This is a genomic window from Streptomyces sp. NPDC054883, from assembly GCF_053610645.1.
In genome coordinates this window covers 48,324-71,136 of sequence record NZ_JBSGYT010000002.1, presented here as the reverse complement: position 1 = coordinate 71,136, position 22,813 = coordinate 48,324, and the positions used below count along the sequence as shown (strand labels likewise).

At 73.8% G+C, this 22,813-nt stretch carries 24 protein-coding genes; 10 read left to right on the top strand and 14 right to left on the bottom strand.

Annotated features, from left to right (window positions below):
- Positions 1-344: 344 nt before the first annotated feature.
- On the bottom strand, positions 345-857 hold the full coding sequence (locus ACWGH1_RS02790; RefSeq protein ID WP_453354269.1) for a DUF5956 family protein: 513 nt from the start codon (positions 855-857) through the stop codon (positions 345-347).
- Positions 858-1,275: 418 nt separating this feature from the next.
- Here ACWGH1_RS02790 and ACWGH1_RS02785 point away from each other — a divergent pair, with 418 nt between their 5' ends.
- A complete protein-coding gene (locus ACWGH1_RS02785) occupies positions 1,276-1,791 on the top strand; it encodes a TetR-like C-terminal domain-containing protein (RefSeq protein WP_453354270.1) in 516 nt (171 codons plus the stop codon).
- Positions 1,792-1,804: 13 nt separating this feature from the next.
- Here the strand turns inward: ACWGH1_RS02785 and ACWGH1_RS02780 are convergent, their stop codons facing one another.
- Together ACWGH1_RS02780 and codA are read right to left on the bottom strand one after the other, a co-directional pair.
- Positions 1,805-2,395 carry an HD domain-containing protein gene (locus tag ACWGH1_RS02780; RefSeq protein ID WP_453354271.1) on the bottom strand — a complete coding sequence of 197 codons (591 nt, stop codon included), beginning with the start codon at positions 2,393-2,395 and terminating at the stop codon, positions 1,805-1,807.
- Positions 2,396-2,431: 36 nt separating this feature from the next.
- Positions 2,432-3,733: a cytosine deaminase gene (gene codA, locus ACWGH1_RS02775; RefSeq protein ID WP_453354272.1), complete on the bottom strand. Its 1,302-nt coding sequence runs from the start codon at positions 3,731-3,733 to the stop codon at positions 2,432-2,434.
- A gap of 94 nt (positions 3,734-3,827) precedes the next feature.
- On the opposite strand from codA, the gene ACWGH1_RS02770 reads away from it, so the two are divergent.
- Both ACWGH1_RS02770 and ACWGH1_RS02765 read left to right on the top strand, forming a co-directional pair.
- Entirely contained in the window at positions 3,828-5,645 is a 1,818-nt protein-coding gene (locus ACWGH1_RS02770; RefSeq protein ID WP_453354273.1) for a prolyl oligopeptidase family serine peptidase, read from the top strand.
- Positions 5,646-5,687: 42 nt separating this feature from the next.
- Positions 5,688-6,485: an SURF1 family protein gene (locus ACWGH1_RS02765; protein WP_453354274.1), complete on the top strand. Its 798-nt coding sequence runs from the start codon at positions 5,688-5,690 to the stop codon at positions 6,483-6,485.
- Here ACWGH1_RS02765 and ACWGH1_RS02760 read toward each other — a convergent pair.
- The 7 genes from ACWGH1_RS02760 to ACWGH1_RS02730 all read right to left on the bottom strand — a co-directional run bounded on the left by ACWGH1_RS02760 (position 6,457) and on the right by ACWGH1_RS02730 (position 12,696).
- Positions 6,457-7,566: a hypothetical protein gene (locus tag ACWGH1_RS02760; protein WP_453408365.1), complete on the bottom strand. Its 1,110-nt coding sequence runs from the start codon at positions 7,564-7,566 to the stop codon at positions 6,457-6,459. The two genes, ACWGH1_RS02765 and ACWGH1_RS02760, sit on opposite strands and share 29 nt — an antisense overlap.
- Positions 7,563-8,210, bottom strand: a complete 648-nt coding sequence (locus tag ACWGH1_RS02755) for a SigE family RNA polymerase sigma factor (protein WP_453408390.1) — start codon at positions 8,208-8,210, stop codon at positions 7,563-7,565. Before ACWGH1_RS02755 ends, ACWGH1_RS02760 begins: the two co-directional genes overlap by 4 nt.
- 284 nt (positions 8,211-8,494) lie before the next feature.
- Entirely contained in the window at positions 8,495-9,583 is a 1,089-nt protein-coding gene (locus tag ACWGH1_RS02750; RefSeq protein ID WP_453351822.1) for an aspartate-semialdehyde dehydrogenase, read from the bottom strand.
- Positions 9,580-10,854, bottom strand: coding sequence for an aspartate kinase (locus ACWGH1_RS02745; protein ID WP_453351821.1), 1,275 nt, complete (start codon positions 10,852-10,854; stop codon positions 9,580-9,582). The genes ACWGH1_RS02750 and ACWGH1_RS02745 overlap by 4 nt, the downstream gene beginning before the upstream one ends.
- A 167-nt stretch (positions 10,855-11,021) precedes the next feature.
- Positions 11,022-11,669 (bottom strand): DUF5063 domain-containing protein, encoded by a 648-nt coding sequence (locus ACWGH1_RS02740; protein ID WP_453351820.1) that lies wholly within the window; start codon positions 11,667-11,669, stop codon positions 11,022-11,024.
- A complete protein-coding gene (gene recR / locus ACWGH1_RS02735; protein ID WP_453351819.1) occupies positions 11,662-12,261 on the bottom strand; it encodes a recombination mediator RecR in 600 nt (199 codons plus the stop codon). The genes ACWGH1_RS02740 and recR overlap by 8 nt, the downstream gene beginning before the upstream one ends.
- A 90-nt stretch (positions 12,262-12,351) precedes the next feature.
- Positions 12,352-12,696: a YbaB/EbfC family nucleoid-associated protein gene (locus ACWGH1_RS02730; protein WP_453351818.1), complete on the bottom strand. Its 345-nt coding sequence runs from the start codon at positions 12,694-12,696 to the stop codon at positions 12,352-12,354.
- A 263-nt stretch (positions 12,697-12,959) separates the two neighbouring features.
- Between ACWGH1_RS02730 and ACWGH1_RS02725 the strand changes: the two genes are divergently transcribed.
- Positions 12,960-13,685 (top strand): SLATT domain-containing protein, encoded by a 726-nt coding sequence (locus ACWGH1_RS02725; protein ID WP_453351817.1) that lies wholly within the window; start codon positions 12,960-12,962, stop codon positions 13,683-13,685.
- Positions 13,686-13,713: 28 nt separating this feature from the next.
- Here ACWGH1_RS02725 and ACWGH1_RS02720 read toward each other — a convergent pair whose 3' ends face one another.
- The 3 genes from ACWGH1_RS02720 to ACWGH1_RS02710 form a co-directional block, all read right to left on the bottom strand.
- Positions 13,714-14,364, bottom strand: a complete 651-nt coding sequence (locus tag ACWGH1_RS02720) for a hypothetical protein (protein WP_453351816.1) — start codon at positions 14,362-14,364, stop codon at positions 13,714-13,716.
- Between the two features lie 75 nt (positions 14,365-14,439).
- A complete protein-coding gene (locus tag ACWGH1_RS02715) occupies positions 14,440-15,141 on the bottom strand; it encodes a GntR family transcriptional regulator (RefSeq protein ID WP_453351815.1) in 702 nt (233 codons plus the stop codon).
- A gap of 232 nt (positions 15,142-15,373) precedes the next feature.
- Complete coding sequence (locus ACWGH1_RS02710) at positions 15,374-16,726, bottom strand: aminotransferase class III-fold pyridoxal phosphate-dependent enzyme (RefSeq protein WP_453351814.1); 1,353 nt, start codon at positions 16,724-16,726, stop codon at positions 15,374-15,376.
- A 173-nt stretch (positions 16,727-16,899) separates the two neighbouring features.
- Here ACWGH1_RS02710 and ACWGH1_RS02705 point away from each other — a divergent pair, with 173 nt between their 5' ends.
- The 4 genes from ACWGH1_RS02705 to ACWGH1_RS02690 all read left to right on the top strand — a co-directional run bounded on the left by ACWGH1_RS02705 (position 16,900) and on the right by ACWGH1_RS02690 (position 19,207).
- Positions 16,900-17,547 carry a DJ-1/PfpI family protein gene (locus ACWGH1_RS02705; RefSeq protein WP_453351813.1) on the top strand — a complete coding sequence of 216 codons (648 nt, stop codon included), beginning with the start codon at positions 16,900-16,902 and terminating at the stop codon, positions 17,545-17,547.
- Positions 17,540-18,031, top strand: coding sequence for a MarR family winged helix-turn-helix transcriptional regulator (locus ACWGH1_RS02700; protein ID WP_453351812.1), 492 nt, complete (start codon positions 17,540-17,542; stop codon positions 18,029-18,031). The genes ACWGH1_RS02705 and ACWGH1_RS02700 overlap by 8 nt, the downstream gene beginning before the upstream one ends.
- 85 nt (positions 18,032-18,116) lie before the next feature.
- A complete protein-coding gene (locus ACWGH1_RS02695) occupies positions 18,117-18,533 on the top strand; it encodes a nuclear transport factor 2 family protein (protein ID WP_453408364.1) in 417 nt (138 codons plus the stop codon).
- Positions 18,534-18,592: 59 nt separating this feature from the next.
- Positions 18,593-19,207, top strand: a complete 615-nt coding sequence (locus tag ACWGH1_RS02690) for a LysE family translocator (protein WP_453351810.1) — start codon at positions 18,593-18,595, stop codon at positions 19,205-19,207.
- An 11-nt stretch (positions 19,208-19,218) separates the two neighbouring features.
- Here the strand turns inward: ACWGH1_RS02690 and ACWGH1_RS02685 are convergent, their stop codons facing one another.
- On the bottom strand, positions 19,219-19,701 hold the full coding sequence (locus tag ACWGH1_RS02685; RefSeq protein WP_453351809.1) for an HIT family protein: 483 nt from the start codon (positions 19,699-19,701) through the stop codon (positions 19,219-19,221).
- A gap of 851 nt (positions 19,702-20,552) precedes the next feature.
- Here ACWGH1_RS02685 and ACWGH1_RS02680 point away from each other — a divergent pair.
- On the top strand, positions 20,553-21,539 hold the full coding sequence (locus ACWGH1_RS02680; protein WP_453351808.1) for an alpha/beta hydrolase: 987 nt from the start codon (positions 20,553-20,555) through the stop codon (positions 21,537-21,539).
- Complete coding sequence (locus ACWGH1_RS02675) at positions 21,532-22,734, top strand: acyltransferase family protein (protein WP_453351807.1); 1,203 nt, start codon at positions 21,532-21,534, stop codon at positions 22,732-22,734. The genes ACWGH1_RS02680 and ACWGH1_RS02675 overlap by 8 nt, the downstream gene beginning before the upstream one ends.
- Positions 22,735-22,813 lie beyond the last annotated feature (79 nt).

Here is a 22,813-nt window from a genome sequence, read left to right as displayed (position 1 = left end):
CGCCCCGTTCACCGGCTTCCAGCAGGCCGTCGCCTACCGCTACCGGCAGGCGCCCGACGAACCCGGCGAACCGGTCAGCCGGATCGCACCGCGCGCGCTGATGGTTCCGCCGGGCTTCCCCGACTTCATGTCACGGGTCCGCGTCGTACGCCCGGGCCCCGTAGCACTGGAGGGGCGCGCCTGGTCGGGATACGGGCCGATCGCGCGGGTGGAGGTGAGCGGCGACGGGGGCCGAAGGGCACACGCAGCCCGTCGAACCGCCGTGGAACCGTGGCGGCTTCGGCAACAACCTCGTGCAGTACGTGCCCGTCCGCTGCCGCTGAACGGCCGCGCGCCCGAGCCGCTCAGGCGGACTCGGCCAGGGCGGCCAGCTCCGTGCGGGCCAGGTCGAGGAGTTCGGGCGAGGGGTGGCCGAGGTCCACGCCGCGTGCGGCGGCGAGTTCGCCGAGGTGGTCGAGGACCGCCGCGACCGAGTCGAAGGGGCCGACCGGTCGCAGGAGCCAGACGCGGCCGTGGGGGCGGGGCGGCAGACCCAGGGCGGCGATGACCTCGGCGGCCTCGGCTTCGAGGAGGTCGACGTCCGGCTCCGGGAGCGGGGCGGCTTCGACCTCCACCACGTGGCCGTGGCCGTCCAGGCGGGATTCCACCGCCCAGCGCGTACCGCGGTCCGGGACCCAGGTGCGGGCGGCCGGCGGCCAGACGTACGGGAGGAAGAGCCAGGCGTGCGTCTCGGGCGCGGGCTCCCAGCCGAGCGCCGCCAGCTCCCGCACCTCGGGCAGCCGGTCGGGCTCCTGCTCGCTGCGGCCCGAGCGGCGCTCCGCGAGGGGGTGCGGCGGACCGCTCTCGTCCCAGGACATGCGGGCACGCTATCGGACGAGGTCGCCGACGCGGGTGAGTTGCGGGGTGGCGGCCAGGCGAATGCCGCGGGCGCTCGCACCGTCGGCACCGGGAGCGGTCGGCCGGAGACCGTGTCGGCCATGACCGCGCCGTCGAGTCCGGCGATGGCGGCGGCCGGGTCCCCGGTCTCGCGGCGGACACCGCGTACGGCGGGGCGTCGCCGCTGCCGCCGCCCGGCCGCGGCGGCGTACGTCACGACCGGCGCCCGCCCGGGGCTCGTAGGCCGTACCGTAAGTGGACGCTGTCCACATCTAGGGAATCGGAGATCCGCATGGCTCCACCGGACAGCGAACCGCCGCAGAAGCGCAGCACCTACCGGCACGGCAACCTGCGCAACGCCCTCCTCGACGCGGCCCCGACGCCGTCTCGCTCCGCGAGGTGACCCGGCGGGCCGGGGTCTCGCCCAACGCCGCCTACCGGCACTTCGCCGACCGCGGGGCCCTGGTTTACGGGGTCTCGCAGGCGGCCATGGCGCGGCTGGCCCTCGCCATGGAGGCCGAGACCGACGGCCTGCCGCCGGCCGGGGACCCCGTCGTACGGGCCCGGGCCCGGTTCCGCGCCGTGGGGACCGGGTACGTCCGCTTCGCCGTCGCCGAGCCGGGCTGGTTCCGTACGGCCTTCCACGTCCCGGCCGACATGGCCTACGCCACCGACGCCACGGCCGCCGGGGCCGCCGGGCTCACCCCCTTCGAGCTGCTCGGGGCCGCCCTGGACGCCCTCGTGGAGACGGGCGCCCTGCCTGCCGAACGCCGGCCCGGAGCGGAGTTCCTCGCCTGGTCGGCAGTCCACGGGCTGGCGGTCCTGGTCATCGACGGGCCGCTGCGCGGGGTGACGCCGGAGCAGGCGCACGAGGCCGGCCAGGACGTGATCGTCATGCTCGAAAGGGGCATCTGAGCCCGCACCGGACTCAGCCGCGGTGGTCCAGCGGGTTCGCCGCGATCCGGGCCTCCGCGCCGCCCGCCACGTAGGCCGCCGCCGCGCAGTCCGGCTTGCGCACCGCCTGGTCCTCGACCAGGGTCAGGAACGCCTTGCCGAAGCCGAGCCGCGGGCGCTCCGCGAGGAGGTCGGTGAGGAAGGACTCGGGGAATTCGCCCACCCGCAGCCCCGAGACGTCCGCGCTCGTCCCCACCTGGAGGAGGTGGCTCTCCACGTCCTGGGCCCCGGTGACGTCGTCCCGCATGTGCAGGACGATCACCTCCTGCGCCCGCGCCCGCCGGGCCGGCGGCCAGCCCAGCCCCGCCGTCAGGACGCGCGCGACATGGCCGCCCGCCTCCTCGAACGGCAGCGTGTGGCTGTCGAACGGGGCGGTCAGGCCCAGGTCGTGGAGCAGCGCGCTGACGTAGAAGAGCTCGGCGTCATGGGTCAGGTCGTGCTGCCGCGCGTACCACGCGCCGAAGGCGTACGAGCGGATGGAGTGGTTCAGCAGGGTCGCGTCCGCGTACTCGGATGCGATCTCCAGCGCGGCGCGCCCGGCATCGGTGTCAAAGGTCCATGTCATGGGCGCAGCGTAGGGCGTTTCCGTCGAACTGCCGTACTACTTCCGAGTGAAGTCCACTTCCGTCGGCCCGTCCTGCCCCGGCCAGGACAGCAGCCGCGTCACCGCGGGCGGGCTCTCGGCGAGGACTCTGCCGCGCGAGACGACGTACCGGGGGCGGACCTGGCGGCGGATCGCCTCCTGCGGCGAACCGGCCGGGAGCAGCAGGAACGAGGCCGGCGCGCCCGCCGCGATGCCGTACTCCGCCTCGGACAGGCCGAGCACCCGCGCCGCACGGTCCGTCACCATCGAGAACGCCACCGCGATCTCGTCCGCGCCGGTCAGCTGGGCCGCGTACAGGCCGACCAGGGCGGTCTGCAGCGGGTTCGCCGTCCCGAGCGCGTTCCAGGGGTCCATCACGTCGTCATGGCCGAAGGCCACGTTCACGCCGGCCGCCAGCATCTCCTTGACCTGGGTGAGGCCGCGCCGCTTGGGGTAGGCGTCGAAGCGGCCCTGGAGGTTGAGGTTGGCGAACGGGTTCGCGACGAGGTTGATCCCGGAACGCGAGAGCAGCCGCTGGAGTTTGAAGCTGTACCCGCCGCCATAGGAACCCATCGCCGTCGTGTGGGAGGCCGTCGCGCGCTCCCGCAGGCCCGAGCGCAGCGCGAGCGTGGCCAGCACCTCGACGAACCGGGACTGCTCGTCGTCGATCTCGTCGCAGTGCGCGTCTACGCGCAGCCCGTGCTCCTCGGCCAGCGCGAAGGCGGTGCCGAGCGAGGCGACGCCGTCCTCCCGGGTGTCCTCGAAGTGCGGGATCGCGCCGACGACGTCCGCGCCGCGCCGGACCGCCTCGCGCAGCAGCGCCGCACCGTCCGGGAAGGAGACGATGCCCTCCTGCGGGAAGGCCACGATCTGGAGCGTCATGACGTCCCGCAGCCGGTCGCGGACCTCCAGCAGCGCGTCGAGCGCGGTGAGCGCGGGATCGGTGATGTCGCAGTGCGTCCGCACGTGCAGCACGCCCTGGGCCGCCTGCCAGCGCAGCACCTCCGTGGCGCGGGCGATGACGTCCTCGCGGGTCAGGGTCTGCTTGCGCTCGCTCCAGCAGGCGATGCCCTCCCAGAGGGTGCCGGACGCGTTGGGGCGCGGCTCACCGGCGGTCAGGGCGGTGTCCAGGTGGATGTGCGGTTCGACGAAGGGGGGCGTGAGCAGCGCGCCGTGCGCCTCGATCAGCACACCGGTCGCCGGTGGTTCCTTCTGATCGTCGTACGGGACGACCCGTGCGATCCGTCCGTCCTCGGCCACCTCCACGTCGGACAGGCCGTGCGCGTTCAGCAGCCGGGCACCCCGGACGATCATCCGCATGAGGTCAGCGTAGGGGCGGCCCGCGGACGCCACCCGCGATGCGCCCGTTCGGCCTACTCGGCATCCCGGCGCCCGGTACGGCAAGGTGGGGGCCATGACCAGCGACACCGATGTGACCTCCGTACCGTCCCCCGAGATGCCCGACTGGGAGAAGCGCTTCCGGGCTCCGCGCGTCGGGCTGCCCGAATGGGCCGAGGACGCCCCGGACCGGTCGCTCTTCGTCTCCAACGCGACCGGCACCTACGAGCTCTACGCGTGGGACCGCGCCACCGGCGTCCAGCGGCAGGCCACGGACCGCCCCAACGGCACCACCGACGGCACCGTCTCCCCCGACGGCGAATGGATCTGGTGGTTCTCCGACACCGACGGCGACGAGTTCGGCACCTGGGTGCGCCAGCCCTTCGCGGGCGGCCCCGACGAGCCGGCGACCCCCGGCCTGGCGCCCTCGTACCCGGCCGGGCTGGCCATCGGCCGCGACGGCACGGCCGTCGTGGGCCGGTCCACCGACGAGGAGGGCACCAGCATCCACGTCGTACGGCCCGGCGGGGGCGAGCCGGCCCTGATCTACCGGCACCGCGAGTCCGCGGGCGTCGGCGACCTGTCCCGGGACGGGACCCTGATCGCGATCGAGCACACCGAGCACGGCGACGCGATGCACTCGGCGCTGCGCGTGGTCACCCTCGACGGCGCCACCGTCGCCGAGCTGGACGACTCCAAGGGCGGTACCGAGGAGCTGGGCCTCGGCGTGCTCGGCTTCGCCCCGGTCGCCGGTGACACCCGGCTGCTCGTCGGGCACCAGCGGCGCGGCCGCTGGGAGCCGATGGTGTGGGACGTGGCGGCCGGCACCGAGGAGGAGCTGGCGATCGACCTGCCGGGAGACGTCGGCGCCGAGTGGTACCCGGACGGGTCGGCGCTGCTGATCCACCACGGCTTCGAGGCGCGCAGCGAGCTGTGGCGGTACGACCTGGCCGCGCGGGAACTCGTACGCGTGGACACGCCGCCGGGGTCGGTGTCCGGTGCGACGGCCCGGCCGGACGGGACGGTGGAGTACCAGTGGTCCTCGGCCGCCGAGCCGTCGGCGATCCGCTCCACGGCGGGCGGGATCGTGCTCGACCCGCCCGGTTTCCGGCCCCCGGGCTCGGTCCCGGTGGAGGACGCCTGGGTGGACGGCCCGGGCGGCCGCATCCACGCGCTGGCGCAGCGGCCCGTCGGCCACGGCGACGGCCCCTTCCCGACGGTCTTCGAGATCCACGGCGGCCCCACCTGGCACGACAGCGACGCCTTCGCCGCCACCCCGGCGGCCTGGCTGGACCACGGCTTCGCGGTCGTACGCGTCAACTACCGCGGTTCGACGGGGTACGGGCGGGAGTGGACCGACGCCCTCAAGCACCGCGTCGGGCTGATCGAGCTGGAGGACATCGCGGCGGTCCGCGAGTGGGCCGTCGGCTGCGGCCTGGCCGACCCGGCGCGGCTCGTGCTGTCGGGCGGGTCCTGGGGCGGGTACCTGACGCTGCTGGGCCTGGGCACGCAGCCGGACGCCTGGGCGGTGGGGCTGGCCGCCGTGCCGGTGGCGGACTACGTGACGGCGTACCACGACGAGATGGAGGCCCTGAAGTCCCTGGACCGCACCCTCTTCGGCGGCACGCCGGAGGAGGTCCCGGAGCGGTTCGAGGCGTCCTCGCCGCTCACCTACGTGGACGCGGTGAAGGCTCCCGTGCACATCGCGGCGGGCGTGAACGACCCGCGCTGCCCGATCCGGCAGATCGACAACTACGTGGAACGGCTCGCGGCGCGCGGGGCGGTGCACGAGGTGTACCGGTACGACGCCGGGCACGGCTCACTCGTCGTGGAGGAGCGGATCAAGCAGGTCCGGATGGATCTGGAGTTCGCCCTCAAGCACCTCCCCGCCTGACCCGGCACCGGTGATCCGGTGCGCCCCCCGTACGGTGGTGGGGTGCACCGGTTTCTCCTGACCCCGCGCTGGTGGGGGATCAACGTCTTCGTCGCGCTCGCCATCCCCTTCTGCCTGTTCATGGGCACCTGGCAGCTCGGCCGCTTCGAGGACCGCGTCGGCGACCACCGGGAGGCCACCGACCGGCGGCCCGACGCGCAGGCCGCCGCGCCGCTGGACTCGCTGCTCCCGGTGGACAAGAAGACCTCCGGACGGCTGGCCTCCGCGGCCGGGGTGTACGGGAAGCAGCTGCTGGTCCCCGAGCGCGACCTCGACGGCAAGAGCGGCTTCTACGTCCTGAACCTGCTCAGGACCGACTCCGGCAAGGCCGTCCCGGTGGTCCGGGGCTGGCTGCCGGGCGACGCGGACGCGGCGAAGGCACCGGCCGCGCCCGGCGGCCGGGTGGAGGTCACCGGGGCGCTCCAGGCCTCCGAGAACTCGGGCACGAAGGGCGTGCACGCGCAGGGCGGCCTGCCCGCCGGGCAGCTCGGGGTGATCGGCGCGGCGACGCTGGTGAACCTGGTCCCGGAGCCGCTGTACGACGCGTGGCTGACCGTGCAGACCCCGTCGGACGGGATGCTCCCGGTGCCCGCGAAGGCACCGGACAACACCGGGCTCGACCTGAAGGCCTTCCAGAACCTCGGCTACACGGGCGAGTGGTTCGTCTTCGCCGCCTTCGTGCTGTTCATGTGGTTCCGGTTCTACCGGCGCGAGGTGGAGAGCCTGCGCGACGCGCAGGCCGGCCTGCTGCCGGAGCAGCCCCGGCCGGCCGCTACGGCCGCGGCGGCGCCAGGGGAATGACCCCGGTCCGGTAGACGGTGCCGCCGCAGGCCGCCGGGATCGTGGCCTGCGTCGTCGGGGCGCCCGCCGACGGGGTGTGGGACACCTCGACCCCGGTCGGGGCCGGATCCGCGGCGGCGCCCAGCGGATCGGCGGCCGTCACGGCCGGGGCGGTGGCGGCCGCCGTACCGGCCGCGCCGCTCCCGCCCTGTACGGGCTTCGCCGACGGCCCGGCGGTCCCCGCGGGACAGGAACGCTCCGAGGGCACCCAGGCGAACCGGACCTCGTACGCCGCGTTCGGCTGGAGCACGACCACCGGTGACTCCGCGGACGGGTCGGGCAGCAGCCCGCTCGCCGGGTCCCCCGCGGTGTGGCCGACCACCGCGACCGCGGGGCTCAGGGCGGGCGGCGGGGGACCGGCCGCCGGGGCGGCGGTCACGGTGTCCGGGCCCGCGGCGACGCAGCCCCGGTCCGAGACGTTGGTGACCTTGAAGCTGCCGTACACCGAGCCGTCGGCCCCGGGCGGGCGGGCGCCGCCCAGTACGCCGAGCTGCCCGGCGGTGCACTCGGGGAGGCCCTGCACCACCCCGAGCGGGGGGAGCCGGGGGTTGTGGGTGCCGGGGGAGGCGGCCGAGGCGCCGCCGGCCGTCGGGCCCGCGACCGCGCCGCCCGGGGACGAGCCGCTCGGGCGGGGGGCGGGGCTGCCGCCGGTGCCGCCCGCCTGCCGGCCGCCGTCGGTGGGTCCGGCCGGCTCGGGGTGTGCCCCGGCGCCGTTCTGGTGCGGATGGGACGAGCCGGCGGCCTTGCCGCCCTGCGGCTCGCCGTGCCCGGCCATGGCGGAGTGTCCGGTGGCGCCGCTGCTCGCGGTGCCGGTCATGCGCAGGGCCGTCGGGATCACGGCCCCGGCCAGCAGCACGGCCGCGGCCGCGCCGACCAGGGCCCGGCGCTTGCGGGTCCGGCGGGCGGGGACCGCGTACCGCAGCCGCTCCAGTGCGTCTTCGGCGGGCTCCAGGCCCTGCACGGCGCCGCTCAGCAGGGCCCGCAGCCGCTGCGGGTCCAGGGGGTCCGGGCCGGCCGGCCGCGGGGTGTGGTCGTCCCTCATGACTGCGCAGCCTCCATCGCCACCCGCAGCGCGGCAATGCCCCGCGAACCGTACGCCTTCACCGAGCCGAGCGATACGCCGAGCGTCTCGGCGACCTGGGCCTCGGTCATGTCCGCGAAGTACCGCAGTACCAGTACCTCGCGCTGCCTTCGCTGGAGTCCCCGCATCGCCTTGATCAGGTCGTCGCGCTCCAGCTGGTCGTACGCGCCCTCCTCCGCGCTCGCCATGTCCGGCATGGGCTTCGAGAGGAGTTTCAGGCCGAGGATGCGGCGGCGCAGCGCGGAGCGCGACAGGTTGACGACGGTCTGGCGGAGGTACGCCAGCGTCTTGTCGCGGTCCCGTACCCGGTTGCGGGCGGAGTGGACGCGGATGAAGGCCTCCTGGACCACGTCCTCGCAGGAGGCGGTGTCGTCGAGGAGCAGCGCGGCCAGCCCGAGGAGGGAGCGGTAGTGGGCCTGGTAGGTCTGGGTGAGGTGGTCGACGGTGGTGCCCGCGACGACGGCGTTCTCCGCGGGCCCCCCGGCGGCCCGGGCCGGCGCGCTCCCGGCGGTTTCCGCGCTGTCGCGGGGCGCGGGGACGCGGCCGCCGCGGGTCGGCCGGGCCGCCGCCGTCGGAACGCCCGTCGGCGGGACGGGAAGGATCATCGGGGGCCCGCCGGGCGCGGGGGGCCGCCAACGCGCCGGAGCGGTGCGCGCCGCAGCGATGGTGAAGTCGAGCAATGCCTCTGCCACGCCCGTTGGACTCGCGTCGGCCCGCCGGGGTTGTACGCGCCGGGCAGAGCGGTCGGCCTCTTTCCCGTCGGCCTCTTCTCCGTCGGGCCCTTCCCCGTCGCCCTCGTCCCCGTCATGCGCACCCGATCTTTCCGTTCGCCCCGTTTGTCCAGGGCGGCAGTCGGGCCATCACCTTGATCAAGGGATCGGCATTGATCCTACAAAGCGAATTGCGCGAATTCACCCGCGATCAGTTCCGAGATCTGCGTCGCGTTCAGGGCCGCGCCCTTGCGCAGATTGTCGGCGCAGACGAAGAACTCCAGGGAACGGCTGTCGTCGAGCGACGCCCGCACCCGGCCCACCCAGGCCGGATCCGTCCCGGCCGCGTCCACCGGCGTCGGGAACTCCCCCGCGGCGGGATCGTCCACGAGGACCACTCCGGGCGCCGTCTCCAGGGTCTTGCGGGCCTGCGCGGCGTCCACTTCGCGCTCGAACCTTGCCCGCACGGTCAGCGAGTGCCCCTCCAGCACGGGAACCTGTACGCAGGTCACCGCGATCGGCAGCTCCGCCAGTTCCAGGATCCGCCGGGTCTGCGAGCGCACGGCCAGCTCGTGCGAGGACCAGCCGCCCTCGCGCAGTTCACCGGACCAGGGCACCACGTTCAGGGCGAGCGGGGCCGCGAAGGGCCCGGTGTCCTCGCCCACGACCCGCCGCACGTCCCCGGGCTGCTCCCCCAGGGAAGTCCCGGCGACCAGCGTCAGCTGGCGGCGCAGCGCCTCCGTACCGGCCCGGCCCGCGGCGCTGGCGGCCTGGTACGAGGACACGGCCAGGTCGGCCAGCCCGTAGTCGGAGTGCAGCGCGCCCAACGCGGCGATCATGGTGGCGGTCACGCAGTCGGGGCCCGCGACGATGCCGCGCGGCCGGACCCGTACGGCATGCCCGTTCACCTCGGGCACCACCACCGGCACCTCGGGATCCTCCCGGAAGGCCGCCGACTGGTCCACGGCCACGGCTCCGCGCGCCGTCACGGCGGGCGCCCAGTGCGCGGAGACCTCGGCCGGGGTCAGGAACAGCACCACGTCGCCCTTGCCGAAGCCGTCGAAGGCGTCCTCGTTGAGGGCGAGCACCTCGGTCTCCCGCCCGCGCACGGCCAGCACGCGGCCGGCCGAGCGCGGCGAGGCGATCAGGCGGATGTCGCCCCAGACGTCAGCGCGCTGGGACAGTATCCGCAGGACGACGGAGCCGACCGCTCCGGTCGCCCCGACCACGGCGAGCGCCGGGGCCGGGGCGGACCGGGTGCCGGTCATCGTCCGGTGCCTCCGTAGACGACGGCCTCGTCAGTGTCGGAGTCGAGGCCGAAGGCCGTGTGCACGGCACGGACGGCCTCGTTCACGTCGTCCTGGCGGGTCACGACCGAGATGCGGATCTCGGAGGTCGAGATCAGCTCGATGTTGACGCCCGCGTCGGACAGCGCCTGGAAGAACGAGGCGGTGACGCCGGGGTTCGTCTTCATCCCTGCGCCGACCAGGGAGATCTTGCCGATCTGGTCGTCGTAGCGCAGCGAGTCGAAACCGATCGCGCCCTTCGCCTTCTCCAGGGCCTCGATGGCCTTGTGGCCCTCGGCCTTGGGGAGGGTGAAGGAGATGTCCGTCAGCCCGGTCGAGGCGGCCGACACGTTCTGCACGATCATGTCGATGTTGATCTCGGCGTCCGCGATCGCGCGGAAGATCGCCGCGGCCTCGCCCGGCTTGTCCGGGACGCCGACGACCGTGATCTTGGCTTCGGAGACGTCGTGCGCGACTCCGGAGATGATGGCGTGCTCCACCGGCTCGTCCCCTTGCGGATTCTCGTTGCTGACCCAGGTGCCCGGCAGTCCGGAGAAGGACGAGCGGACGTGGATCGGGATGTTGTAGCGGCGCGCGTACTCGACGCAGCGGTGCAGCAGCACCTTGGAGCCGGAGGCCGCGAGCTCCAGCATGTCCTCGGAGGAGATCCAGTCGATCTTCCGGGCCTTCTTCACGACGCGGGGGTCCGCGGTGAAGACGCCGTCGACATCGGTGTAGATCTCGCAGACCTCGGCGTCCAGCGCAGCGGCCAGCGCGACGGCGGTGGTGTCCGAGCCGCCGCGGCCGAGGGTGGTGATGTCCTTGCTGTCGGCCGACACACCCTGGAAGCCGGCGACGATGGCGATGTTGCCCTGGTCCAGCGCGGTGCGGATCCGGCCCGGCGTGACATCGATGATGCGCGCTTTGTTGTGGACCGAGTCGGTGATGACTCCTGCCTGGCTGCCGGTGAACGACTGGGCCTCGTGGCCCAGGTTTTTGATCGCCATGGCCAGCAGGGCCATAGAGATCCGCTCTCCCGCCGTCAGCAGCATGTCGAACTCACGACCGGCGGGCATCGGGGATACCTGCTCGGCGAGATCGATCAGCTCGTCCGTCGTGTCGCCCATCGCGGAAACCACGACGACCACCTGGTGGCCGTTCTTCTTGGCATCCACGATCCGCTTGGCGACGCGCTTGATGCCCTCGGCATCGGCTACGGAGGAGCCTCCGTACTTCTGCACGACAAGGCCCACGTGCGCTCCTCGCTCAATCCAGTACTGCGGTCAGTGACGCAGTCTAACGAGCGCCCGGAATCCGACCGCCATGTACCACATCATGAGATTTTGGGTTCATCCCAGGATCGCCGTGTCACCAGCCTCCTGCGGGCAAGCGGCTGGACAGCCTCCTGCGGACGACTCGGCTAGACGCGGCCCATGCCGCCCAGTTCCTGCGCCATGACCTCGCCCGCCTGCTCCGCGAGGTCGTCCTCGGCGAGGTCCTCGTCCGTGTCCAGGCCGTCGAGGGCGTCCAGCGGCTGGTCGAGGCGTACGTGGGCCACCAGCGACTGGAGCGCGCGCAGGGTGGCCGAGGCCGTCGAGCCCCAGTTGGAGAAGTAGGAGAACTGCCACCACCACAGCGCCTCGGTGGTCCGGCCCGCCCGGTAGTGCGCCAGCCCGTGCCGCAGGTCGGCCACGACGTCGGCGAGGTCGTCGGAGATCCGGTGCGCGACCGGAGCCTTGCGCGGCTCGTAGGGGTCGAAGACCTCCGAGTACACGTCGACCGGGTCGAGCATGTACGCGAACCGCTCGCGCAGGTCGTCCACGTCCGGCTCCGGGCCCAGGTCGGGCTCGTAGCGCTCGTCCGGCAGGACGTCCTGGTACGCGCCCAGCCGGCCGCCCGCCAGCAGCAGCTGCGAGACCTCCAGCAGGAGGAAGGGCACCGCGCTGTCCGGGTCCTCGCCCTTGGCCACCTCGGTGACCGCGACGATGAAGGAGTCGATCTGGTCCGCGATCTGGACGGCGAAGTCGTCCGGATCCTGGCCCAAGGCGTGCAGCGTTGCGTCAGACATCGAGAAGTCGCCTTCCTTCAAAGGCCCGCCCCAGCGTGACCTCGTCCGCGTACTCCAGATCTCCCCCGACGGGGAGCCCGCTGGCCAGGCGGGTGACCTTCAGGCCCATGGGCTTGATCATGCGGGCGAGGTAGGTGGCGGTCGCCTCGCCCTCCAGGTTCGGGTCGGTGGCGAGGATCAGCTCGGTGACCGTGCCGTCCGCGAGGCGCGCCAGCAGCTCGCGGATGCGCAGGTCGTCCGGACCGACGCCCTCGATCGGGCTGATCGCGCCGCCGAGGACGTGGTACTTCCCCCGGAACTCACGCGTCCGCTCGATCGCGACCACGTCCTTGGGCTCCTCCACGACACAGATCACCGTCGGGTCGCGGCGCGGATCGCGGCAGATCGCGCACCGCTCCTCCTGCGCCACGTTCCCGCACACCGCGCAGAACCGGACCTTGTCCTTCACTTCGAGCAGCGCGTGCGCGAGGCGGCGGACGTCGGTGGGCTCGGCCTGCAGGATGTGGAAGGCGATCCGCTGCGCGCTCTTGGGCCCGACGCCGGGCAGCCTGCCCAGTTCGTCGATCAGGTCCTGGACCACGCCTTCGTACAACGGACTGCCTTCTTTCGATGTCTGCGCTCATCTGCGCTTGTCAGGGCCGCAACCTGTGCTCACAGGCTCCGGGGAGGGGTCTCGGCGGAGTCAGAACGGGAGGCCGGGGATCCCGCTGCCGCCGCCGAAGCCCTGGGCCAGGGGGCCCAGCTTCTCCTGCTGGAGCGCCTGGGCGTTCTCGTTGGCCGCCTGGACCGCCGCGACCACCAGGTCCGCGAGGGTCTCGGTGTCCTCGGGGTCCACCGCCTTCGGGTCGATCACGAGGGCGCGCAGCTCACCGGAACCGGTGACCGTCGCCTTCACCAGACCGCCGCCGGCCTGTCCCTCGACCTCGGCCTGCGCCAGCGCCTCCTGCGCGGCGGCGAGATCCTGCTGCATCTTCTGGGCCTGCTGGAGCAGCTGCTGCATGTCGGGCTGGCCACCACCGGGAATCACTGGGCACTCACTCCATAGCTGGGGACGCTTCTCAACGCTTGGTCAATCCGAGCCTACGTGCTCCCCGCGCGCAGCGCCCTACGCCGTGAGGACCAACTCTTTCGAGTGAGAGAGCGGGAGTGCGCGCACCTGCTGGAGCCCTCCTTGCGAGCGGAAATCGCGGGATTCGCCGCCCATCGCGCGTCATTCGAAGGTAGGAAGTGCATGCGCACCATTGCGCACACGCGCACCACCACACGTCAGCGCAGGCAGAGGGAGTGCCGGTGAGTCAGCCGGAGATGCAGCCCGAGGGGCCACCCCGGGATCCCGCAGAGGACGGCGACCTGACCGGCCGGCCGTTTCCTCTCGGGGACTGGGGCGAACCCGCCGAGCGCCTCGACGAGCTCTACCGGCGGGTCGAGGCCGACGCCCTGCGCACCGCCGAGTGGTACCTGGCCGACCGGGCGCGGAAGCGGCTCGGCGCGCGCACCCTGCGGGCGGGCGCCGCCGCGGGCGCCGTCGCGGGCGCCTCGATGCCGCTGCTGGAGCTGACGGGCTCCGCCCCGGGGGCGTCCTCGTACGGCTACCTGTGCCTGCTGCTCGGTGCGGCCTGCCTGGCCTGCGACCGGTTCTTCGGGCTGACCTCCGGCTGGATGCGGGACGTGGCCACGGCCCAGGCCGTACAGCGCCGGCTGCAGACCCTCCAGTTCGACTGGGCCTCGGAGAACGTACGGGAGGTACTGGGCCCGACCGAGGGCACGGCGAGCGAGGCGGCGGAGCGCTGCCTGACCGTCCTGCGCCGGTTCTCCGAGGACATCACGGAGCTCGTGCGCTCCGAGACGGCGGACTGGATGGTCGAGTTCCGGGCCGGCCCGGCCCCGCTGGTCATGCAGTCCCTGGGCGCCGCGGCCGCCCGGCCCGATCCCGGCGTCCCCCCGGCCCGCTTCGCCCTCCCCCCGGGCACCCGCCCGAACATGCCGCGCCAGCGGCCCCCGGAACAGCCCCGCTGAGGCCCGTCCGGGGGCGCGCGGCGCGGGCTCAGCTGAAGATGATCATCGAGCCCTGGCCGAGGCTGCGGGTCGCCGCCGCGTGCAGCCCCAGCCACACGTGCCGCTCCCGCGCGAAGGGACTGTCGTCGTACGGGATCGGCCCCGCCGGTTCCTCCAGCGAGGTCGGCCGGCCCGGCGGCGCGGGCGCGGCCGGCGGATTGCCGGGATCTATCCCGATCGCGGGCGCCACGAAGGCCAGCTCCCGCAGCAGCCCCTGCGCGGAGCCCAGCGGTCCGCCCCCCGCCAGCAGCTCCTCGTTGGCCAGCGGAGCGGGGAAGTCCACCGGGACGTAGGCCCCCGCGTGGTCGTAGTGCCAGACGAGGTGCGACTGCTGCGCCGTGGACTCGAACATCTCCAGCAGTTGCTCGTAGTCACCGCCCAGCTCGTCCACCGGGGTCACCGGCAGCCCGCAGATCTGGAGCAGGTACGCCCGGCGCAGGAAGTGCAGGGCGTCGTAGTCGAAGCCGGCCACGGGAGCGACGTCGCCGCTCAGGCCCGGCATGTAGGCGAACACCGGGACGGACGGGAGACCCGCCTCGCCCAGCGCCTTGTCGTACGAAGCGATCTCTTCCGCGAAGGGGTTGTCGGGGCTGTGGCACAGCACGTCGACAAGGGGGACCAGCCACAGGTCACAGGCCACGCGGCCTCCGATCAGTCGTTGCCGCCGATCGGGCCAGCGTAGTGCGCCGGACACGCTCCGCGAAGGGGTCGGCGGCTACCGGCCCGCGACCGGCCCGGTGATCGGCCGCAACCCGGCGGCCCAGTCCAGCCCGTGCTGGTTGTACGCGTGCACGATGCGGCGCACCTCCCCGGCATCGGACCGCGTCACCGCCTCCACCAGCTCGCCGTGGCCGTCCCACAGGGCCCGCCGCATCTCCTGCGCCGTGGCCCGCTGGAGGTGGGGCACCGAGAAGACCCAGCACTGGACCCGGATCCGGTGCAGGAACTCGGAGATGTACGTGTTGCCGACCAGCCCGCTCAGCTCCCGCCAGAACCGCAGGTCGTAGCCGATCAGCACGTCGAGGGAACCGCTCTGCGCGGCCCGCCGGGCCTCCTCGGCGCGACGGCGCACGGAGACCAGCAGCTCGGCCGAACCGACCGCGGTGCCGCGCTCGACGAGCCGGCGGAAGATCCCGTCGACGACGAGGATGCGGGCCTCGACCATGCCCCGGAAGTCCTCGACGCTGTAGGTGCGCACCCGGAACCCGCGGTGCTGCACCGACTCCAGCAGGCCCTGCGCCGAGAGGTCCACCAGCGCCTCGCGCACGGGCGTCGCGGAGACCTCGTACTGCTCGGCGATCTGCTTGACCGTGAACTCGGTGCCGGGAGGCAGGCGCGCCGCGAGCACCTCGTCGCGCAGCGCGTCCGCTATCTGCTGGCGAAGCGTGTTGCGGGTGACAGCTCCGCTGCCTGGCATAGGGGTCCGTCTCCTCGGTAGGACTTCGGACACCTTAGGCCAGCCGATGCGGCCGAAACCGATCGGTAGGCAGGCAAATAACGGACATAGCGCTCGATATCAGGACGGTCGTAGGCCTTGTCGTGTGTGCTGCCGGCTGACCGGGAGCCGATCGGTCGACCGGCCGGTGGTGCGCCGAGCCGCCACCGGCCGGTACCGGCCATCCGCCTCCGGCCGGTGCCGTGGCGGCCGGCTAGCCGGCCGTCGTGTGGCGGTCGGCCACGTCGAGCGCCGCGTCCAGCAGGGCCAGACCCTCCTTGGCCTCGGCCTCCGAGACGGTGCAGGGCGGCACGACGTGGGTCCGGTTCATGTTGACGAAGGGCCACAGGCCGGAGGCCTTGCAGGCCGCCGCGAACTCGGCCATCGGCGCGTTGTCGGCGCCGGCCGCGTTGTACGGGACGAGCGGCTCGCGCGTCTCCTCGTCCCGTACGAGTTCCACGGCCCAGAAGGCACCGAGGCCGCGGACCTCCCCGACCGACGGGTGCCGCTGGGCGATGTCGGCGAGCCCGGGGCCGATCACGTCCTCGCCGATGCGGGCGGCGTTCTCCACGACGCCCTCCTCCTCCATCGCGTTGATCGTCGCGACGGCGGCGGCGCAGGCCAGGGGGTGGCCGGAGTACGTCAGGCCGCCCGGGTAGGGGCGGGTGGCGAAGGTCTCGGCGATCGCACCGGAGATGGCCACGCCGCCGAGCGGTACGTAACCGCTGTTGACACCCTTGGCGAAGGTGATCAGGTCCGGGGTGACGCCCCAGTGGTCGGCGGCGAACCACTTTCCGGTCCGGCCGAATCCGGACATGACCTCGTCCAGGACGAAGACGATGCCGTACCGGTCGCAGAGCTCGCGGACGCCCGCGAGGTAGCCGGGCGGCGGGGTCATGATCCCGGCCGTGCCCGGCACGGTCTCCAGGATGATCGCCGCGATGGTCTGCGGCCCCTCGAAGGCGATCGTGTCGGCCAGGTGCGCGAGGGCGCGGGCGCACTCCTCGGCCTCGGTGGCCGCGTGGAAGGGCGAGCGGTAGAGGTAGGGGCCCCAGAAGTGCACGACTCCGGCCGCGGCCGTGTCGGAGGGCCAGCGGCGCGGGTCACCGGTGAGGTTGATCGCGGCGGCGGTGGCACCGTGGTACGAGCGGTAGGTGGAGAGCACCTTCGGCCGGCCGGTGTGCAGCCGGGCCATCCGTACGGCGTTCTCGACGGCCTCGGCGCCGCCGTTGGTGAAGAAGACCTTGTCGAGGTCGCCGGGGGTGCGCTCGGCGATGAGGCGTGCGGCCTCGGAGCGGACGTCCACGGCGAAGCCGGGGGCCAGGGTGCACAGCCGGGCGGCCTGCTCCTGGACGGCGGCGACGACCTTGGGGTGCTGGTGGCCGATGTTGGTGTTGACCAGCTGGGAGGCGAAGTCGAGGAAGCGGTTCCCGTCGTAGTCCCAGAAGTACGACCCCTCGGCGCCGGCGACGGCCATGGGGTCGATCAGGGCCTGGGCGGACCAGGAGTGGAAGACGTGGGCGCGATCGGCGGCCTTGACCGCCGCGCCGGTGACATGAGGGGTCATACGGTCACGCTAGGAGTTCCCTGGCAGGGCGGGACATCGGCGGACTGTATGGGGGTGGCGGTCCGCCCTCGGCAGTCTGTCTGCGGGCGGGGCGGGCATTGACAGTCCCCTGCCCATACGACAGCCTGCTGTCATATGGGACTTGGACGCTGCCCCTCGAGGAGGCGAGCACCATGAGCGACACGCCGCGGGAAGCCTCCCGCAAGCCGGTCCACCTCGCGGTGTACGACACGTACGCGGACTGGGAGACCGGCCACACCACGGCGCACCTCACCCGGCGCGGCCACCGGGTCCGTACGGTCGGCTTCGCCGCCGAGGCGCCCGTCACCACCATGGGCGGGCTCCGGATCCAGCCCGACCTCGCCCTGGCCGGCCTCCGTCCCGAGGACTCCTCCCTGCTGATCCTCACGGGCGCCGGGCTGTGGGACGCCGGGGACACCCTGGCCCCGTTCGCGGCGAAGGCGCGCGAGTTCCTGGCGGCGGGGGTACCGGTCGCGGCGATCTGCGGCGCGACGGCCGGCCTCGCCCGCGACGGCCTGCTGGACGGGCGCCGGCACACGAGCGCCGCCGCCGCGTACCTCGCGGCGCAGCCCGGCTACGCGGGCGGCCCGGACTACGTCGAGGCCGACGCGGTCACGGACGGCGACCTCATCACGGCGGGGCCGACCGAGCCGGTGGCGTTCGCGCGCGAGGTCTTCGCCCGGCTTGACGTGTACGAGCCGGTCGTGCTGGACGCCTGGTACCGCCTCTTCCACGACTCGGACGCCACCGCTTACCCGGTGCTGACGGCCGCGGCGGAAGCGGAACCCAGCGATGCCTGAGCCGGGGCCCGGGTCCGGGCCGGCCCCGCAGCTCTCCGTACGCGCCCGCCAGGACCTGCTGAGCCGTACGGCCCTCGGCGTCTTCCGGTTGAACGGCCAGTTCCTGGCCGTCTCCGAGGAACTGGCCCGGCCCGCCGGGCTGACGGCGGCGCGCTGGCAGGTGCTGGGCGCGGTGCTCCGCGAACCCCTGCCCGTCGCCGGCATCGCCCGGGCCATGGGCATCACCCGGCAGAGCGTCCAGCGCGTAGCCGATCTGCTGACCGCGCAGGGTCTCGCCGAGTACGTACCGAACCCCGCCCACCGGCGCGCGAAGCTCCTGCGGCCGACGGAGGAAGGGCGCGCGGCGAACGCCCGCATCGCCCCGGGTCACGCGGCGTTGGCCGAGCGGCTGGCCGAGGAACTCGGGGAGGAGGCGTTCGCGGAGACGGTCCGCACCTTGGAACGGCTGTCCGCGGCGCTGGAGGCACTCGACGCGCCCGGGTAGGAGGAGCCGCGCCGATTGTGTCGAAGTCAATAAGGCTGCAGGCAAAGCTTGTTGCGTGTCACAGGAGCGTCGCAGACTGCCGCACATGGAGCCGTTGGACGTAGTGGCACGACTGTGGGAGCGGATAGGGGCGCGCGACTGGGACGGCGTCGCCAAGCTGGTCGCCGAGGACGCCGTGATCGAGTGGCCGGTCAGCGGCGAGCGCATCGTGGGCCGGTCCAACTTCATCGCCGTCCTCGCGGAGGACGGCGACGTGGGCGGTGACACCTACGAGGACGCGGGCGGGGCGTCCGTGGAAGTCCTGCGCGTCCTCGCCGATGGGGAACTCGTCGTCACCGAGGTGGAGATACCCGAGGACCACGTGGTCTACCGGGCCGTCTCGCTGTGGACGGTGCGGGACGGGGAGATCGTCGGGGCCAGGGAGTACTGGACCAGCCCCGGCCAGGATCCGGCGCCGCGCTGGCGGGCGGGGTACGTCGAGCCGCTGGTCGCGGGGGACTGAGCCGCGGGGCGGGTCGCGAGCCGAGCCGCGATCGGGGCGGAGGTGCCAGAGTGGGGCGGGTGTATACCCAACTCCTCACCGCCACCGGTGTCCTGGCCCTGCTGACGCTCGTTCCCGGGCCGGACATGGCGATCGTGACGAAGCAGGCCGTCTCGCGCGGGCGCGCCGACGGGCTGCGCACGGTCGGCGGGATCGCCGCCGGGCTGCTGCTCTGGGGTGCCCTCACGGTCGCCGGGCTCGCCGCGCTGCTCGCCGCCTCCGCCGAGGTGTACCTGGTGGTCAAGCTGGCCGGCGCGGGCTACCTCTGCTTCCTCGGCGTGCAGTCGCTGCGCCACCCGGGCGCCGAGCCGGCCGTGGCGGCCGTACCGGGCGGGCGCGGCGGGAGCGCCTGGCGCACCGGCCTGGTCGGCAACGCGCTGAACCCGAAGATCGCCGTCTTCTACACGGGTCTGCTGCCCACCCTCGCCCCGGTGGGTGTGCGCCCGGCGGCGGGCATGGTGCTGCTCGTAGGGGTCCACGTCCTGCTGACGCTGCTCTGGCTGGGCACGTACGTGTACGTCCTCTCCCGCGCCCGGCACTTCTTCGCGCGCCCGCGCGTTCGCCGGACCCTGGACCGGGTGACGGGCGCGGTACTGATCGCCTTCGGCGTGCGGGTGGCGACGGCGGCCTCGTAGCCCGCCGGCCCCTACCTGCGGGTGAGCCGGTCGAGTTCCTCACCGATGGCGGCCCGCAGCCCGTCGTGGCGGGGCGCCAGTGCGTACCGCCCGCCGCGCCAGAACTGCGCGTCCTGGTAACGCCAGACGGGCTTTCGAAGGAGGTCGGCGGGCTCCCAGTCGTAGCGGGGCCAGATGTGGGCGTGGAGGTACGGGTCGGTGTTGCCGAGGATCTCGATGTTGACGCGGCGGAACGCCGGATCGAGTCGCGCGCAGGCGCGTTCGACGGCTTCGGCGAGCCGTTCCAGGTCGGTGAGGTACGCGATCCGGCGGGGCCGGGGCAGGTCGGAGAGCCGGGTCGCGGCGGCGTCGTCCGTCAGCAGGACGGAGTAGCCGGGGAGGAACTGCCGGTCTCCGATCACCGCGAACCCGGCGTCGAGGCGGCGTACGACGGTGGGATTCCGGCCCCGGTGCGCGCTGCCGATGCGGTCTTCCCGCCAGTCGCCGTCACCCATGTCCGTGCTCCTTCCGGTGCTCTGCTCACGCTCACGGTCCCTGATCGGCGGCAGGCCGGCCGCCGGGCCGGGCCGGCCCACGACGACGCGTGCCACCGCGGGCGGCGGGGCAGGGGCACCCGCCCACATCATGACGACGTACGCCACCGCCGTCGGCATGCGCGGTGTGCCGGGCCTGCCGCGACGGCGGGGGCGGCACTGGTGACGCCCGGCCTCGACATGGGCTCGGGGCGCGCCCGCCCGCGGATGCATCGGACGGCGCGGCCCGGCGACGTGGGTCGCCCCCCGACCGCGACGGCCGCGCCACGTTCGGGGCGCCCGCCCCCGGCGCACCGCGCAGTGGCCCGGCGTCCTGCGGCGAACGCGACCACGCCCCGGCGACCGGCGCCACCGGCCGACCGGGCCGGACGCGCCCACCCGCGGATGCATCGGACGGCGCGGCCCCATCCCCACGAGCACGGCCCCCGCACAGCCGGGCCGGCCGCACCGGCGGCACCCGGTGTACCGCGCCGGACGCGCCCGCCCGCGCCCCCACCGGCCGGCCGGCACGACCCCCACCGCCACGAGCACGGCCCCCGCCCCCGGCGCCACCGGCTCGCCGGCCGGGTCCGCCGCAGAGCCTGCTTCCCGCCGGGCGGCATCGGTGGCCCGGTCCGTGGCCGGGCACCGGGGCGCGCCATAACACCCCGTCAATGCGCCTGCCCGAAGGCGCCCCTGGCTCTGGAGTAGCCCGCGTCATACCTGAGAGCTACCCGCGAAGGCCGCTCCCCAGCGGGACGCCGACGAGAGGGGCTGATTCCTAACTTCGATACCAGAGAAGAACGCCACGCTCGCCCACCGAAGGACGCCTCATGAACGCCACTGGCAGCCGCCTGAACCCCACCGGCAGCCGTCTGCGCCGCACCCTGCTGGCCGGGCTCATCGCGGCGGCCGTGGTGCTTCCCGTCTCCGCCGCGGCCTCCCCGGACGTACCGGCACCGGAGCCCATCGCGTTGGCCGCGACGGCCGCCCCGCACAGCCGGTACGCCGCGAACCTCGGAAACATCGCCGACGCGGCCCGGATGGCGCAGGAGGCGGGTCGTAGCGGCCGGGCCGCGAAGTTGCGGGCGATGGCGCAGGGTTCGGGCGGGGACGGATTCGCCGCCCGGTTCCTCGCCTTCGACGGCCGGGGGCAGGGCCGGGCCGTCGAGGTGTTCGGCGACCTGGGGAGCGCCGACCGGGTCACCGTCCTGGTGCCCGGTTCCGACACCACGCTGGACACCTACCAGAGATTCCGTGCCGGGGCGGTCACCCTCGCGCAGCGCCTCCGGGCGGAGCACCCGAACTCCGCCGTGGTCGCCTGGCTCGGCTACGACACCCCCGGCACGGTCAGCACCACGGTCCTGACGGCCGGCCGCGCCGACGCGGCCGCCGCCGAACTGGCCGCTTTCCTCCCCGGCTTGGAGGCCCTCAGCCGCCCCGGGACCCGGATCTCGCTGCTCTGCCACTCCTACGGCTCCGTGGTCTGCGCCCGTACCCGTACCGGCCCCGGGGTCACCGACCTCGTGCTGTACGGCAGTCCGGGCACGGGCGCCGACTCCGTGGCCGCACTGCACACCCCGGCTCAGGTGTGGGCGGGGCGCGGCAGCCGCGACTGGATCGGCAACGTCCCGCATGTCCGGCTGGGCGGCGTCGGGTTCGGTACCGACCCCGTCGACCGCGCCTTCGGAGCCCGCGCGTTCGCCGCCGGAAGCGCCGGACACAGCGACTACCTCAAACCCGGCACCGCGTCCCTCGCCAGCCTGGTCCGCATCGTCATCGGGCCCGCCGCCACATCGCCGGAGGTCTCCCGTGCGTAGCGCACACGTCCGCTGGTCCCGGCTCGCGGACCGCGTTCACGCCGGGACTCCGGCTTCCCGAGACCGCAGTGTGGACGCGCTGCGCGCCCTCGCCATCCTCGGCGTGGTGCTGGGCCACTGGCTCGTCACCGCGCTGACCGCGGGCGACGGCGCCCTGAGCAGCACCAGCCCGCTGGCGCACATGCCGTGGCTGGCGCCCGTCTCGTGGGTGTTCCAGACACTGGCCGTGTTCTTCCTGGTCGGCGGCCATGTCGCGGCCCAGGGGTACGCCTCGGCCCGGGCGCGGGGAGTTCCGTACCGCACCTGGGTGCGGCAGCGGCTGGGCCGGCTGTTCCGTCCGGTGGCCGCGGTGCTCGCGCTGTGGGGCGTCGCCTCCGCCGGGATGCTGCTCGGCGGGGTGGCACCTGGCACCCTCCACACCTTGCTTCGGCTCGTCCTTTCCCCGCTGTGGTTCCTGTTGGTCTTCGCGGCGCTCACCGCCGCGACGCCGCTGGTGTCCCGGCTCCAGCCGGTGTGGCCGCTGGCCGTGGTCGCGGGCGTGGATGTCTGGCGGTTCGGCCTCGGGGGCCCCGAGTGGGTCGGCTGGGTCAATGTCGCCGCCGGCTGGCTCGTCCCCTTCACGCTGGGCGCCGCCTGGTCCCGCGGCGCGTTCGGCCGCCGCGCCCCGGCGGTGGCCCTGCTGGCGGCGGGCGCCGTCGCTGCCGCCGGGCTCGTCCTGTGGGGCGGCTATCCCGCGTCGATGGTGGGGGTCCCGGGCGCCCCGGTGTCCAACCTCAACCCGCCCACCCTCGCCGCCGTGAGCTTCGGTCTGGCCCAGTGCGGGCTGGCCCTGCTGCTCCGGGAACCGCTCGCCCGGGCCATGCGGCGGCCCCGGACGTGGGCGAAGGTGGCACTGCTGAACCTGTCCGCGATGACGGTATTCCTCTGGCACCAGACCGCGATGATGGCCGTCACCGCCCTCGGGCTCCTCGTCTCAGCGGATCTGCCCGGGCTGCACACCGTGCCCGGCTCTCCGGAATGGATAGCGAGCCGACTGCTGTGGCTCCCCCTGTTCACCGCCGCGCTGGCCGCCTGCTGGGCCGCGTTCCACGCGTACGAGCAGGGCACACCCCCGCGCCGCGGTCCCGTCACCCGGACCTCTCCGGCTCCCCGCGACGGCCGAGGGGCTCCGATCAGCGAGGTCACCCGTGCCTAGGCTGACCGGTGTGAATGTACAGAGCGAATCCCCGTTCCCGGCCCCCCTGACACCTGGCCGTGACCGGCGCGGTCTGGCA